Genomic DNA, 14,969 nt, shown 5'->3' on the forward strand with positions numbered 1-14,969 from the left:
CTGCCTCTCACATACATCTGTATTGACATCTAATTTTATTTTGAAGGATTAGATGAAAGGAGGACACCGACTTGTCTCAAAACAATCGATTACAGTTTTCGGTAGAAGAATCCATTTATTTCAAAAGCGGACAGGAAGTCAGTGAGCTGCTGTCAATTTCTCTCGATCCTGACATTCTCGTTCAAGAAGTGAATGATTATGTTTCGATTAGAGGTTCACTCGAGCTAACAGGAGAATACAACATAAATCAAGAGGAGCTATTGGGTGAATTGAGTTCCTATGCATCATACAGGGAAGCTGATGAGGTGAAGGTAAGAGAAGACGGAACGGCGGAGCTTCTGCATCAATTCCCGGTTGATATCACCATCCCTAAGAATAAAATCAGTCATTTAAATGATGTGTTTGTGTTTATTGATGCGTTTGATTACCAGCTGACAGAAAATCGTTTGCTCACCATTCAAGCTGATCTGGCGATTGAGGGTCTATTAGACGAGAAAATGCCTCAAGCGCCTGTAGAGGTAGAGGAGCCGTATGAATTTGTCCATCGTCCTGAAGAAGAATATGGCGATGTGACCTACAATTATCAGCTGCAGCCAGAGCATGAGGAACAAGAAGAGCTGCAAGGCAATGAACGTGAGGTCTATGAGGAACAGGCTGTATTACAGCATGATACACGCGCCGAGCAAGAAGAACAGGAAGAAGAACGGGAAGAAGAAATTGAGATAGAGCTGGTGAGTAGGGAAGAAGAGGGAGAAACCGAAGAACTGGAAGAATCGGAAGAACTGGAGGAAACGGAGAGCCAAGAATATGAGGAACAGGCTGTATTACAGCATGACACACGCGCCGAGCAAGAAGAACAGCAAGAAGAACAGGAAGAAGAAATTGAGATAGAGCTGGTGAGTAGGGAAGAAGAGGGAGAAACCGAAGAACCGGAAGAATCGGAAGAACTGGAGGAAACGGAGAGCCAAGAAGAAGTGGCGCTTGGTTATCGCTCCTTACCTGAAGCTCAGGTGCAAGAACCACCATTTTTTGAACCGCCTAAGCTCTTAGAAGAAGAGAAGCGGGAAGATACGTTCTTTGAGGTGGAAGTGAGAAAAGATCCGGAAGCAGCCGAAGAGCTGGAAGAAACGGTTCAGCCGTATCCAATATTTGAATCACCCACTTACCACGTAGAAGAGGAGCAAGAGGAACAGGAACAGGATGATACGAACCAGCTCGGACGGTTATATGAACGAGAAGCACCAAAAGTATATGAGTCAGCTCAAGAAGAAGAGGAGCCTGAATATGACGAGAGAGAAACGTCTGGCAGTGAGAACTCTCTTTATTTAACAAAGCTATTTGCTAAGCAGGAGGAGGAAGATTTTTCTCGCATGAAAATATGTATAGTTCAGCAAGAAGATACGGTCGATCTTATTTGTGAGCGATATCAGTTGAATGTGCAGCAGCTCCTTCGCACAAACTCATTATCGGTTGATGCGGAGCTTGAAGAAGGGCAGATTCTTTATATTCCTGAATATCAAAAAAGCAATGCATAACAAGCGATGACCGACCGAGAAAATGTGGTGAGTGAACGTGGATGAAATCCAATCTATCCTATACGAATACGGGCTTGAGGCGGAATACATTGAACCTGTCAGTCCTGCTGTTGTCAAAGTATATACAAAGCAGGGCATATTTGCCCTAAAGCGAGTAAAAGCCAGTCGACATATGCAGTTTACAGAGCAAATGCTTGAACTAGAATCAAAGGGCTATCGCTCTTTTGTGCCGATTTATCGGACGAAGAGCGGTTCTTTTTTCTCAAGTCATCGAGAAAGCCAGTACGCATACTATCTCATGCCGTGGCTGACGAATGAAAAGAGAGAAGAGCAGGACGATAAACATGAATATTTATTTCAAGAGATTGCAAGACTTCATAAGCGGACTGAAGTGATGATGGATATCACAGAGCAAGAGATAGAAGCGCACTACACACAAATCAAGACCAAATGGGAAACAGAGAAAGACATGTATGAACGATTCATAGAGCGGGCAGAGCAGACTTGGTATATGTCACCATTTGAGCTGGCTGCTGCGATGTATTTTTCAGAGGCGATGTCTGCCAGCGAATTTGCGCTTGAACGATTAGAAGATTGGCATGAAGAAATGAAAGATCAAGAGACAACACGTGTTGTGTTAAATCATGGGCAGCTGTCGATTCATCACTTTTTGTATAATGATGTGGGCACAGGACATTTCACCAATTTTGAGCGGTCTAAAAAAGCCGCCCCCATTTATGACCTTCTAACCTTTTACTTTCGGACATTCAAAACCTATCCTACGTCTTGTCCTGAATGCACTTCCTTGTTTTATACGTACCAAAAAGGAAATCCTCTTCGGGAGGAAGAGCTGCATTTGTTTCTTAGTTACCTTGCTTATCCGCAAGGTCTGTTTGATACAGTAAAAGCCTATGAAGCAGGCGGGCAGGATGAAATGGAGAGCTGTCAGCGGCTGTTAAGAGCGTATTGGCAGATGAAAAATTCAGAGCCGATCGTCATGAAGATTCATGAGATTGAGCAGGCTAGACGGCTTGAAGAAGAACAAAGTGCCTCGTCATCAGCGGAATGACGAGGTTGTTTTGTGTTCATATTGGCCGGTACATAAGCGCGAGAGTTTAAAACCAATCAAGGTGAAAGGCGCAGGCGAGAAAAATCAAAATACCTAGGATGAGGACGTCAAATGTCGTGGGGAAAATGATCGTACGAAACCCTTGAAATATCGCAATCGGGAGAACGACTTGGGAGGCCACTGCCCGAATTTGTCTCAGCCAGGGGGGAAGTGTGTAAGGATTGATCTTCTTCAAAGCAAACGCCCTCCTTCTTCATTTTGTTATTATCATATGGGTAATAGGGCAAAGGGTGCCTGCCCAATTTGTATAAAGAAGAAGAAAAGCGGAAAAGATGATTGACGAAAACAAAAGGCATTTAGTAATATAAATAAAAGATGAGTATGTGCTGATGAACGTGATATATCGTAAGCGTGGATCAGGAAGAGTACGAGCAAGACCCTAAAGAGAGGGAGACCATGAGCTGAAAGGTTTCCTAGGATGTACTTGTTTGGAAGGTCGCCTGTGAGCTTAATTTCTTGAATGAACAAGTAGAGAAATTCGGGAGAACCCCGTTATCCTTTAGAGTGTATGGGACACGTCTATGTGTTCCATGAAAAAAGGTGGTACCGCGAAAAAGCTTTTTCGTCCTTTTATAAGGATGGAAAGGCTTTTTTTATGTTTCATCAGCCGAAAAAATGTGGAGGTTACACAAATGGGAACAAATAATCAAGAAATGCCAACAAAGTACGATCCAAATGCGATTGAAAAAGACCGCTATACGTACTGGCTTGAAGGGAAATTCTTCGAAGCACAAAATGACAAAACGAAAGATCCATATACAGTCGTCATTCCTCCACCAAACGTGACGGGAAAACTGCACCTTGGGCATGCATGGGATTCTACACTTCAAGATATTGTGACGCGTATGAAACGGATGCAGGGCTATGATGTTCTATGGCTTCCAGGAATGGACCATGCCGGTATTGCGACCCAAGCAAAGGTAGAGGCAAAGCTTCGCGAAGAAGGCGTGAGCCGTTATGACCTTGGCCGGGAGAAATTTGTGGAAGAAACGTGGAAATGGAAAGAAGAATATGCGGACTTTATTCGCAGCCAGTGGGCGAAAATGGGACTTGGTCTTGATTATTCACGTGAACGTTTTACATTAGATGAAGGTCTGAATAAAGCGGTACGCCAAGTGTTTGTCCAATTGTATGAAAAAGGACTTATCTATCGCGGAGAGTACATCATTAACTGGGATCCAGCGACGAAAACGGCACTTTCTGATATTGAAGTCATTTATAAAGATGTTCAAGGTGCGTTTTATCACTTGAGATACCCGCTTTCAGATGGCACGGGTTCAATTGAAATTGCGACGACAAGACCTGAAACCATGCTTGGGGATACAGCCGTTGCCGTGCACCCTGATGACGAACGCTATCAGCATTTGATTGGAAAAACAGTGGTCTTACCAATTACAGGCCGAGAGATTCCAATCGTTGGTGATGACTATGTCGATATGGAGTTTGGTTCAGGAGCTGTGAAAATTACACCTGCCCATGACCCGAATGACTTTGAGCTTGGAAACCGCCATGAGCTAGAGCGTATTCTTGTCATGAATGAAGATGGCACAATGAATGCAAATGCACTGCAATACAAAGGAATGGACCGCTTCGAATGCCGTAAACAGCTTGTGAAAGATTTACAAGAAGAGGGTATTTTGTTCAAAATTGAGGACCACATGCATTCAGTTGGTCATAGTGAGCGAAGCGGAGCTGTCGTTGAGCCTTATTTATCTACTCAATGGTTTGTAAAAATGCAGCCGCTGGCAGACGAAGCCATCAACCTTCAAAATGGGGACGACCAAGTTCAATTTGTTCCAGACCGCTTTGAAAAGACGTATTTACACTGGATGGAAAATATCCGTGACTGGTGTATTTCTCGTCAGCTATGGTGGGGACACCGCATTCCGGCTTGGTATCATAAAGAAACGAAAGAAGTATATGTTGGACTGGAAGCGCCAGAAGATCTGGAGAACTGGGAACAGGATAACGATGTGCTTGATACATGGTTTAGTTCAGCGCTTTGGCCTTTCTCTACAATGGGCTGGCCAGATGCAGACAGTGAAGACTTCAAGCGCTACTATCCAACAAACCTGCTTGTTACAGGCTATGACATCATTTTCTTCTGGGTCTCTCGCATGATCTTCCAGGGTCTTGAATTCACAGGAGAAAAACCGTTCAAAGACGTTCTGATTCATGGACTGATCCGCGACGAACAAGGACGTAAAATGAGTAAGTCGCTCGGCAACGGAATTGATCCAATGGAGGTCATTGATCAATACGGTGCAGATTCATTAAGATATTTCTTAGCGACTGGAAGCTCACCAGGTCAGGATCTTCGCTTTAGCTTTGAAAAGGTTGAATCCACTTGGAACTTTGCGAACAAAATTTGGAACGCATCGCGTTTTGCTTTAATGAACATGGATGGCTTAACGTATGATGAACTTGATTTGACTGGAGAAAAATCAGTCGCTGACCAATGGATTTTAACCCGCTTAAATGAAACGATTGAAAGTGTCACACAGCTAGCTGACAAGTATGAATTCGGTGAAGTGGGCAGACATTTATACAACTTCATTTGGGATGATTTCTGTGATTGGTACATTGAGATGGCGAAGCTTCCACTTTATGGTGAAGATGAAGCAGCGAAAAAAACGACTCGTTCGATCCTTGCGTACGTATTAGATCAAACGATGAGACTTCTTCATCCGTTTATGCCGTTCTTAACAGAAGAAATCTGGCAGCATCTTCCGCATGAAGGTGAGTCCATTACTGTAGCAGCTTGGCCTGAGGTGAAGCCGGAGCTTTCAAATGATCAAGCTTCTGCTGACATGAAACTGCTTGTTGAACTCATTCGCTCTGTTCGTAACATTCGCAGTGAAGTAAACACACCAATGAGCAAACAAGTCGAACTTTACATCAAAGCATCCACATCTGATGTACAAGAACGTTTAGAGAAGAATCGTTCATATATTGAGCGCTTCACGAACCCAAGTGTTCTTGAAATTGGCACAGATGTCCCAGCTAGTGATAAAGCGATGACGGCTGTTATTTCTGGAGCAGAGCTCATTCTGCCGCTTGAAGGCTTAATTAACTTAGATGAGGAAATTGCTCGTCTGCAAAAAGAGTTTGATAAGCTGACAAAAGAAGTAGAACGCGTCCAGAAAAAGCTTGGCAACGAAGGCTTTATGAAAAAAGCGCCTGAAAGTGTCGTAGAAGAAGAGCGTGCGAAAGAACGTGATTATGTCGCAAAACGCGAAGCTGTTCAAAAGCGGATTGAAGAGCTGAAAGCATAAAGTTGAAAAGACGGCTCCTAACAAAATGGAGTCGTCTTTTTTGAAAATTTCGTATGAAATGAGAGATGACATTGTTTACAACCTATCATGAAGCCATTGAGTGGATTCACAGTAGACTGGCCTTTGGTGTAAAACCGGGTCTTGAAAGAATGAAGTGGCTGATGAACAGACTAGGCCATCCGGAACAACGCATAAAAGCGGTGCATGTTGCAGGGACAAATGGAAAAGGTTCAACCATTGCGTTTACTCGTTCCGTTTTACAGGCTGCAGGCTATTCGGTCGGAACCTTCACCTCCCCGTTTATTTTAACGTTCAATGAACGAATCAGCGTGAACGGAGCGCCTATACAGGATGAAGAATGGCTGAGTTTGGTGAATAAGATCAAGCCTTTTGTTGATGAATTAGATCAAACCGAGCTTGGCGCAGCAACAGAATTTGAAATCATTACCGCATGTGCATTTGCTTATTTTGCCGATGTGCACCAAGTAGACTTTGTCCTATTAGAGACAGGGCTTGGCGGAAGACTTGATTCAACAAATGTTGCCGTACCTATTTTAACAGCGATTACGTCAATTGGTCATGATCATATGGCAATTTTAGGTGACAAACTTGAACAGATTGTATCTGAAAAAGCGGGCATTATCAAAGAGAATATTCCGATGATCACTGCTGTTCATCAACCGGAAGCACTTGGGGTCATTCAAAACATCGCAAAAGAAAAGAATGCGGAATGCATCTCATTACAGCATACTTGTACCTTCGGTGAGCAGCAGCCAACAGAAACAGGCGAACGGTTTACGTTACACACATCAAAAAGGCAGTATCCGCAGCTTGAAACAGGATTAATTGGAACGCATCAACGGCAAAATGCTTCTCTTGCCGTTCTACTCATTGAATGGCTGGAGCAAGAAGGCTATATTAGTGTGACAGAAGAACAGGTATATGAAGGTATTCGGAATGCAGTTTGGGCTGGAAGATTTGAAAAAGTCAAAGACCATCCAGCAGTTTATTTAGACGGCGCTCATAATGAAGAGGGAATCGACCGTTTAATTGAAACGGTACAAGCTCATTTTTCTGGTAAACAAGTGCATGTTTGTTTTAGTGCTTTAAAGGATAAGCCGTACAAGCAAATGATTCAAAAGCTTGAAGCTGTTAGTTCATCTATTCATTTTGTTTCGTTTGACTTTCCAAGAGCGGAATCAGCTGAAAAACTTTATGCGTGCAGTCAGTTAGAGGCAAAATCATATGGTGATGACCCTCGTGCAGTGCTTGAATGGATTCAGAAAAAGAGTGATGATCCTTTAGCGGTGCTCCTTGTGACAGGTTCTCTTTATTTTATTTCAGATATACGAAATCGTATGATCGGGTAACGAAAAGACGCAAATGGCTTTGATGCCTCCTGCGTCTTTTTCTTTTTATATGTAGAAAAGGGGGAAAATCATATTTTCACTAGATGCTTTAGTGGATAGGGTCATGGTAAAATCCGGTCTATCTTATTCCCGGAAGGAGCACCATGTATGATTGAGATTTTTCTGTTTCTTGCAGGCATCACGATGGGGTCGTTCTTTCATCTCGTTGGCGAAAGGCTGCCAGTGAAGCGGTCTATTCTCTTCCCTCGCTCTCACTGCACAGTCTGTAAACAGCCGCTTTCCCTGCATGAGATGATCCCGCTCGTTTCTTATGTTGTATGGAGGGGGTCTTGTAAACATTGCGGCACTCGGTTGTCTTGGCTATATCCAACGGTTGAGCTGCTGACAGGCGGTCTTTTTTTGTTCGTTTATAGGATCGCTGGTTTTTCGTTTGAAGGTCTTTTCCTTGTGATTCTTTGTAGTTTATTCGTGATTGCTGTCGTGAGTGATCTTCTCTATATGAGGGTGCCGAACGAGCTGTTTCTCTTCTTTTTCCCTCTTTTCGTCATATACCGCACGCTGGAACCGCTCCTTATTTGGTGGGAAGGAGCGGCTTCTCTGATTTTTTGCATTCTTTTGTTTTCTAGTCTAGATTATTTTAAGCCAAATAGCATGGGCGGAGCTGATATGAAGCTGTTCAGTTTGCTTGCGTTTTGCTTTGGATTCAAGCCGTTCCTTCTCATGCTTTTTCTCTCATGTATCGCTGGAATGGTCTATGCGAAGGTCTTTTCCTTTCAATTAGACGAGCCATTCCCCTTTGTTCCTGCGATCGCTTTTTCTTTTTGGCTGTATCTCTTTGGTGCTCCTGTCTTGTTTCTATTTGGCTAGTCGAAGGGGTGAAAAAATTGGCGAACACTTTTTTGCCCTGCCGACAAAAGTCTTGTTCTTTTTTTTTACTGCTATGTTAAAGTGTGAAACAGAAAGAAGGACGGGTTAAATTCGCGCTGATTCATTGGACAGAAAGGTCTTTCTTACAAACATGTCAGAAAGCGGGGAATGACAGTGAAAAAGAGGCAGGCAAAAAAACAAGGGCTCAAGGTCAATATTAATGGCAAGGAAGAAATGCTGCATGAAGATGATCATCAGCCGCCAAAAAAGCAGGAAGATCAAGTGACGTTTTCGAATTGGGAGGAAAAGAGGCAGTCGGAACAGGAGACAGCGGCTTCTCAGGAAGATTCGTCTAAACCGAAAGAAGAAGATTTCCAGTGGGATGATGCAGCTGATCATATTTATCATTCTGATCCAAAGGTCGTCACGCCTTATCAAAAGAAAAAAGGCTCCTTTGATCAGAAGTTTGGTAAAAACCGCGGCCCCTTCAAGAGAGTGATGACAACGATTGTGTTTGCGGTGGTTCTTGGGACAGGCCTTGGGGTGTTTGCGCTTAGTTTAAGTCAAGATGGTACACCAAGTCCATCAGGAGGAGATATCAGTGTCTCGGCATCTGGATCTGGAAATCAATCATCGATGAAAGCCGGCGGGGATGCGCCGAAAGCAGGTACTACGGATGACTCAAAAGAGAACAACGATGAAAAAAGTGCCTCTGGCAGTTTATCAACCTTTGTTGTACAGGCTGGGAAATTTTCTTCTGAAAAAGGAGCAGATGACTTAGTTGGCAGTTTAAAAGATGCAGGGTATGCAGGGAAAAAGGTCTCAATGGATGATGGATATTATGTCATTGCTGGGCTTGCGACAGAGCAGGGAATGACAAGCGCTGTAGGGAAGAAGCTGATCGATCAGCACTTTGAGGCGTGGGGAGGAAAGGAGCTCTCATTTCAAGTACCGGATGAGCTGACTAGTTTAATAGAAAAGGCATCTGTATTATCCTCTAAAGTGATTGCCGGCGATGAAGTGGATCAAAAGGAAGTCACGCAGCTGGTTTCTGAGCTTGAAAGTGCCAAAACAGCGGACGCATCGGCTAAAAGCAGTTTGCTAAAAGCTGTGCAGCTATTAAATGACCCAACTGCTGAAAACGGCTGGAAATCTCAGCAGGCACTGCTTGATCAATTAAATACGTAAAATCATTTTTTTAGAAACGAAACTAGTCAAAAAATGACTAGTTTTTTTCTTTTACATCCAACATAATGATGAAGGTACATGAAAAATGAATTTTCGTAGATTGTCGGTAAGATGTACATTTGCTAGGATGAATGGGTATCTTACTTCTTAGGCTAAACCCTGAAAGGATGAACAAACATGAACCAATTGATTCTCGCATCTCAATCACCTAGAAGAAAAGAATTGCTTGATCTAGCAGGGTTTTCTTATGACATTCAAGCAAGTCATTTAAAAGAAGAAATAAATCGAAACCTTTCTCCTGCTGAGAACGTCCAATGGTTGGCAGAACAAAAAGCAAATGATATTCAAAGATTAAATCCTAAAGCTGTGATCATTGGTGCAGATACAATTGTTGCAATTGACGGCAAATGTCTTGGGAAACCAAAAGATAAGAAAGAAGCGGCTTTCATGCTTCAATTATTATCAGGAAAGACACATCAAGTCTTGACGGGTGTCACGGTTCAGTCAGAGAATAGAAAAGAAACATTTTATGAACAGACAGAAGTGACATTTTGGACGCTGACTCAAAATGAAATAGATCGCTATATCAATACGGGCGAGCCCCTTGATAAAGCGGGAAGCTATGGCATTCAAGGGAAAGGCGCACTGTTTGTTCAAAAAATAGATGGTGATTATTTTTCCGTTGTAGGTCTACCTATTGCGAAAACAGTCAGAGTGCTTGAAACCTTTGGAATCACCCCTTTTTGAAGACAGGAAGGAATTCTAAAAGGAGTGGTCATCCTGAACGATTTCCCTATGCTGCTAAAGCATTTCCCTCATGATGAAAAACCGAGAGAACGATTTATCAAATACGGGCCCAGCAGTTTGTCAAATCATGAACTTGTTGCGATCCTTCTAAGAACAGGCACAAAAAAAGAATCAGTTCTCCAAATTTCCGCAAGACTTCTGCAAACATTTGGCGGTCTTCGCTCTGTAAAAGAAGCCTCAATTGAAGAAATGTCGAAGATCCGAGGAGTTGGAAAGGCGAAGGCGATTTCTCTTTTAGCTGCTTTAGAACTCGGCACTAGATTACACCATCAAACGACGGATAACCGCTATGTGATCCGCACACCAGAAGACGGAGCGAACTTTGTGATGGAAGATATGAGATTTTTGACACAGGAAAATTTCGTTTGTCTTTATCTCAATACCAAAAATCAAGTTCTTCATAAACATACCGTGTTTATTGGAAGCTTGAATTCATCGATCGTTCACCCGCGTGAAATTTTCAAAGAGGCCTTTAAACGTTCGGCGGCTTCATTTATATGTGTGCACAACCATCCATCTGGAGATCCGACGCCCAGCAGGGAAGATATTGAAGTTACACAGCGACTTTTTGAATGTGGAAAGCTGATTGGAATACAGCTGCTTGATCATCTTGTCATAGGTGATCAAAAATTTGTGAGTTTGAAGGAAAAAGGGTATTTGTAACACTTTTTTTTTCAATGTTTTACGATATAATAGAGTTTATGAGTTTTTCCCTAAAGGGAATTTTGGTTTAAGAAAGGAAGATACATACATATGTTTGGAATTGGTACAAAAGACCTTGGAATAGATCTTGGAACAGCGAATACGCTTGTTTTTATTAAAGGAAAAGGCATTGTTGTAAGAGAACCTTCGGTCGTAGCTTTGGAAACTGATACGAAGTCTATAGTGGCGGTCGGAAATGACGCTAGAAACATGATTGGCCGTACACCTGGTAATGTTGTGGCACTACGCCCGATGAAAGACGGAGTCATTGCAGATTACGAGACGACAGCAACAATGATGAAATATTACATTAATCAAGCATTAAAAGGCAAAGGGCTTTTTGCTCGTAAACCTTACGTGATGGTATGTGTACCATCTGGTATTACAGCTGTAGAAGAGCGTGCAGTCATTGATGCGACAAGACAAGCTGGAGCACGTGACGCATACCCTATTGAAGAACCATTTGCTGCGGCGATCGGTGCTAACCTGCCTGTATGGGAGCCAACAGGAAGTATGGTTGTGGACATTGGCGGCGGTACAACAGAGGTAGCCATTATTTCTCTTGGCGGCATTGTGACTTCACAGTCGATCCGCGTGGCAGGAGATGAAATGGATGATGCGATCAGCAGCTACATCCGTAAAACGTATAACCTGATGATCGGTGATCGTACGTCAGAAGCCATTAAAATGGAAATCGGTTCTGCGCAGCCTGATGTACATGATGAGATGGATATTCGCGGCCGTGACCTTTTAACAGGTCTGCCAAAAACGATCTCTATTACGGCAGATGAGATTGCAAAAGCGCTTCGCGATACGGTGGAAACAATTGTCGATGCGGTGAAAATGACACTTGAAAAAACCCCGCCTGAGCTGGCAGCAGATATTATGGACCGTGGAATCGTTTTAACTGGCGGCGGTGCATTGCTTCGTAATCTTGACAAAGTCATTAGTGATGAAACGAAGATGCCAGTCATTATTGCTGAAGACCCGCTTGACTGTGTGGCGATCGGAACAGGAAAAGCACTAGAGCATATTCATTTGTTCAAAGGAAAATCTAAAGATAATCGATAATCGGGCGTAAATAAAGAGGTGTAAGACATGCCGCAGTTTTTTATGAATAAAAGATTAATGTTGCTCCTTGTCTGTGTCATCGTACTGGTGGCCATGATTGGTTTTTCAGTGAAAAGCGGCAGAGGTGCTTCATGGCCGGAAAAATTAGTGGGGGATACGACAGGCTTTTTTCAAGGTGTCTTTCATAAACCATCACAATTTATTGCCGGTATTTATGGGAACGTACAAGATTTAAAGAACACATATGATGAAAACGAGCGTCTCCGAAAAAAACTTGATGGACAAACTCAATATGAGGCGAAACTTCAAGAACTAGAAGATGAGAACAAAAAGCTTCGCAAGCAGCTCGGATATGTGAACTCTATTCGTGATTATACGCCAATTCTATCAACGGTTATCGCGAGAAACCCGTCCCTTTGGGATAGCTTTGTGATGATTGATAAAGGGAAAAAACAAGGCGTTGACAAAGATATGGCGGTCACAAATGAGAGTGGTGCGTTAATTGGGAAAATTGAAAGTGATAAGCTCAACAATTTTACTTCAACTGTAAGGTTGCTAAGCTCTACGGACCAAAATAATAGAATTTCAACGAAAATTTTTGCGAAAAAGGGCAAAGAAGAACTCAACGGAATTATTAATGGTTATGACAGTAAGAAAAAAATGCTGACAATGAATATTCTGAAATCTGATGCAGATGGAGATGTCAAAAAAGGAGATCTTGTTGAAACATCTGGAGCAGGGGGCGTATTCCCGCAAGGCTTGACGATTGGTAAGGTGAGTGAAATCGAACCAGATCATTACGGCCTGACAAAAATTATTTATGTAGAACCAGCGGCCGAACTCAACAATTTAGACCGCGTGATTGTGGTGAATCGCAGCTCAAGTACGGCAGATGCATCTGAATTGACGAAGGAGGAAGGCTCGTGAGACGTGTCCTTCTTGCTTTCGTCATGTTGTTTATCTTCGTATTTGACAGTATTTTTGTCGATCTAGTGAAGCTCCCATTTGTTTCAGACAATCAAATTTTAGCTCCTCATTTCATCTTACTCGCACTTGTATTTATGACTGCTTTTGTGAATCAAAAATATGGTGTGATTTTCGGTTTTATCTTTGGACTTTTATATGATATTTCGTATACAGGCATACTTGGTGTTCATATGTTTGGCTTTGGAGCGCTCTGCTATTTGCTAGCGAAAGCCTTTAAAGTTCTGCAAACGAATATGTTAGTGGTCGTCTTTCTGTCGATTATTGCTGTTTCCGTGATGGAGTTTTATGTATACGGTGTTCAAGCGACAATTCAACCAGGGATTATGCCGTTTAATACGTATGTCATCGAACGCTTTATTCCAACGATTCTTTTAAATACTGCTGCGTCTCTCATACTTGTTGTGCCGCTTAGGCTCTTTTTCATCAATATGAAACAAGGACTGATCGACGAATAAAAGCAGGAGTTTGTCCAATTACGGCGAAATGAGTATGTTGTTGAGGTGAGCATCTTGAAAACTCAAAAACAGCAATATGTGACGATAAAAGGTACAAAAAACGGATTAACATTACAGTTAAATGATGACTGTTCGTTTGATGACCTTCTTTCTGGCTTGCGAGAGGTTCTTTTACTTGAGCAATATACAGATGGTAGAGAAGGGCATAAGGTTAATGTGCATATTAAGCTTGGTTTTCGGTATTTAACAGAGGATCAGGAAATGCGTTTGACTGAAGCGGTCTCTGAAAATGAACATCTCGTCATTCACTCCATTGAAAGTGACGTCATGTCAACTGAAGAGGCGAGACGATTAAAAGCAGAGGCCGAAATTACCTCTGTAGCCAAAATTGTGCGCTCTGGACAGGTGCTGTATGTCGAAGGAGATCTCTTATTAATAGGAGATGTCAATCCTGGCGGAACGATTCGTGCAGGGGGAAATATTTTTGTGCTCGGCGCATTAAAAGGCGTAGCACATGCTGGATGTAATGGGAACAAACAAGCTGTCATTGCGGCATCTCGTATGATTCCAACTCAGCTTCGCATCGCACAAGTGTTTAACCGTGCACCAGATCAAAAAGAAGATGGAAACGAAATGGAATGTGCTTATTTAGATATAGATGGCAACATGATCATTGAACGCCTGCAGCAATTGGCTCATATAAGACCTAATCTGACAAGGCTTGAGGGAGGAATGTGAAATTGGGCGAGGCTATTGTGATTACCTCAGGAAAAGGCGGCGTTGGCAAAACAACAACATCTGCAAACTTAGGCACAGCACTAGCAATTCAAGGGAAAAAAGTGTGTCTAGTGGATACCGATATTGGCCTTCGGAATCTAGATGTCGTGATGGGGCTTGAGAACCGCATTATTTATGATCTAGTCGATGTAGTAGAAGGAAGATGTAAAATTCACCAAGCGCTTGTAAAAGATAAGCGTTTTGAGGATCTTTTGTATCTTTTACCCGCTGCTCAAACAAGCGATAAAACGGCTGTAGAGCCGGAGCAGATCAAAGAATTAATTCAATCATTGAAACAAGACTTTGATTATGTCGTCATTGATTGCCCTGCTGGAATTGAGCAAGGCTTTAAAAATGCTGTATCTGGTGCAGATAAGGCAATTGTCGTGACGACGCCTGAGATCTCAGCTGTGAGAGATGCTGACCGTATCATCGGCTTGTTAGAACAAGAAGATATCGAACCACCTCGTTTGATTGTCAACCGTATTCGTACACACATGGCGAAAAGTGGCGATTCAATGGATGTGGATGAAGTTGTACATCACTTATCGATTGACCTTCTTGGCATTGTCGCAGATGATGATGACGTGATTAAGGCTTCAAACAATGGTGAACCGATTGTCATGGATGCTAAAAACAAAGTATCGATTGCGTATCGTAATATCGCCCGCCGTGTACTAGGCGAATCTGTTCCGCTTCAATCATTTGAAGATGAAAACAAAGGAATGTTTGCGAAGCTGAAAGCATTTTTTGGTGTAAGAGCATAAGCATTCAAGTAAGATGAGACCGATTCGATGAGAATCGGT

The 14,969-nt window shown here is 42.6% G+C and carries 14 protein-coding genes and 1 other annotated feature; of the genes, 13 read left to right on the forward strand and 1 reads right to left on the reverse strand.

Going from position 1 to position 14,969, the window contains the following annotated elements:
• Window positions 1-71 precede the first annotated feature (71 nt).
• Both C6347_RS15050 and ysxE read left to right on the forward strand, forming a co-directional pair.
• Window positions 72-1,535, forward strand: coding sequence for a LysM peptidoglycan-binding domain-containing protein (locus C6347_RS15050; RefSeq protein WP_106071778.1), 1,464 nt, complete (start codon window positions 72-74; stop codon window positions 1,533-1,535).
• A 37-nt stretch (window positions 1,536-1,572) separates the two neighbouring features.
• Window positions 1,573-2,604, forward strand: coding sequence for a spore coat protein YsxE (ysxE, locus tag C6347_RS15055; RefSeq protein WP_066030590.1), 1,032 nt, complete (start codon window positions 1,573-1,575; stop codon window positions 2,602-2,604).
• Window positions 2,605-2,650: 46 nt separating this feature from the next.
• Here ysxE and C6347_RS15060 read toward each other — a convergent pair whose 3' ends face one another.
• Window positions 2,651-2,839 (reverse strand): hypothetical protein, encoded by a 189-nt coding sequence (locus C6347_RS15060; RefSeq protein ID WP_003216497.1) that lies wholly within the window; start codon window positions 2,837-2,839, stop codon window positions 2,651-2,653.
• Between the two features lie 168 nt (window positions 2,840-3,007).
• Window positions 3,008-3,237: a binding site (T-box leader), on the forward strand.
• Between the two features lie 59 nt (window positions 3,238-3,296).
• Here C6347_RS15060 and C6347_RS15065 point away from each other — a divergent pair.
• The 11 genes from C6347_RS15065 (at window position 3,297) to minD (ending at window position 14,930) form a co-directional block, all read left to right on the forward strand.
• Complete coding sequence (locus tag C6347_RS15065; protein WP_066030591.1) at window positions 3,297-5,939, forward strand: valine--tRNA ligase; 2,643 nt, start codon at window positions 3,297-3,299, stop codon at window positions 5,937-5,939.
• 71 nt (window positions 5,940-6,010) lie between these two features.
• Entirely contained in the window at window positions 6,011-7,309 is a 1,299-nt protein-coding gene (locus C6347_RS15070) for a bifunctional folylpolyglutamate synthase/dihydrofolate synthase (protein ID WP_308729469.1), read from the forward strand.
• 147 nt (window positions 7,310-7,456) lie between these two features.
• Window positions 7,457-8,176, forward strand: coding sequence for a prepilin peptidase (locus C6347_RS15075; RefSeq protein ID WP_106071780.1), 720 nt, complete (start codon window positions 7,457-7,459; stop codon window positions 8,174-8,176).
• Window positions 8,177-8,344: 168 nt separating this feature from the next.
• Window positions 8,345-9,364, forward strand: a complete 1,020-nt coding sequence (locus tag C6347_RS15080) for an SPOR domain-containing protein (RefSeq protein WP_060596888.1) — start codon at window positions 8,345-8,347, stop codon at window positions 9,362-9,364.
• A 177-nt stretch (window positions 9,365-9,541) separates the two neighbouring features.
• Window positions 9,542-10,111 carry a Maf family protein gene (locus C6347_RS15085; protein ID WP_034661651.1) on the forward strand — a complete coding sequence of 190 codons (570 nt, stop codon included), beginning with the start codon at window positions 9,542-9,544 and terminating at the stop codon, window positions 10,109-10,111.
• Window positions 10,112-10,159: 48 nt separating this feature from the next.
• Window positions 10,160-10,834 (forward strand): RadC family protein, encoded by a 675-nt coding sequence (gene radC, locus C6347_RS15090; RefSeq protein WP_034662037.1) that lies wholly within the window; start codon window positions 10,160-10,162, stop codon window positions 10,832-10,834.
• A gap of 90 nt (window positions 10,835-10,924) precedes the next feature.
• The gene (locus C6347_RS15095; protein ID WP_012010766.1) at window positions 10,925-11,944 is read left to right on the forward strand and encodes a rod shape-determining protein; all 1,020 of its coding nucleotides are present in this window, start codon (window positions 10,925-10,927) and stop codon (window positions 11,942-11,944) included.
• A 27-nt stretch (window positions 11,945-11,971) separates the two neighbouring features.
• Window positions 11,972-12,871, forward strand: a complete 900-nt coding sequence (mreC, locus tag C6347_RS15100; RefSeq protein WP_003216396.1) for a rod shape-determining protein MreC — start codon at window positions 11,972-11,974, stop codon at window positions 12,869-12,871.
• Complete coding sequence (mreD, locus tag C6347_RS15105) at window positions 12,868-13,386, forward strand: rod shape-determining protein MreD (protein ID WP_034661648.1); 519 nt, start codon at window positions 12,868-12,870, stop codon at window positions 13,384-13,386. The genes mreC and mreD overlap by 4 nt, the downstream gene beginning before the upstream one ends.
• A gap of 54 nt (window positions 13,387-13,440) precedes the next feature.
• A complete protein-coding gene (minC, locus tag C6347_RS15110; protein WP_034661644.1) occupies window positions 13,441-14,124 on the forward strand; it encodes a septum site-determining protein MinC in 684 nt (227 codons plus the stop codon).
• Between the two features lie 2 nt (window positions 14,125-14,126).
• Complete coding sequence (gene minD / locus C6347_RS15115; RefSeq protein WP_003216504.1) at window positions 14,127-14,930, forward strand: septum site-determining protein MinD; 804 nt, start codon at window positions 14,127-14,129, stop codon at window positions 14,928-14,930.
• Window positions 14,931-14,969: the final 39 nt, after the last annotated feature.

Origin of the sequence: Bacillus sp. NMTD17 (assembly GCF_002998735.1) — a bacterium.
In the GTDB taxonomy this organism is placed as follows: Bacteria; Bacillota; Bacilli; order Bacillales; family Bacillaceae; genus Bacillus.

Excerpts from the sequence above, each read along its gene's own strand:
- C6347_RS15065 (WP_066030591.1), top strand. The coding sequence starts at position 3,297 with ATGGGAACAAATAATCAAGAAATGCCAACAAAGTACGATCCAAATGCG.
- C6347_RS15075 (WP_106071780.1), top strand. The coding sequence starts at position 7,457 with ATGATTGAGATTTTTCTGTTTCTTGCAGGCATCACGATGGGGTCGTTC.
- C6347_RS15080 (WP_060596888.1), top strand. The coding sequence starts at position 8,345 with ATGACAGTGAAAAAGAGGCAGGCAAAAAAACAAGGGCTCAAGGTCAAT.
- C6347_RS15085 (WP_034661651.1), top strand. The coding sequence starts at position 9,542 with ATGAACCAATTGATTCTCGCATCTCAATCACCTAGAAGAAAAGAATTG.
- radC (WP_034662037.1), top strand. The coding sequence starts at position 10,160 with ATGCTGCTAAAGCATTTCCCTCATGATGAAAAACCGAGAGAACGATTT.
- C6347_RS15095 (WP_012010766.1), top strand. The coding sequence starts at position 10,925 with ATGTTTGGAATTGGTACAAAAGACCTTGGAATAGATCTTGGAACAGCG.
- mreC (WP_003216396.1), top strand. The coding sequence starts at position 11,972 with ATGCCGCAGTTTTTTATGAATAAAAGATTAATGTTGCTCCTTGTCTGT.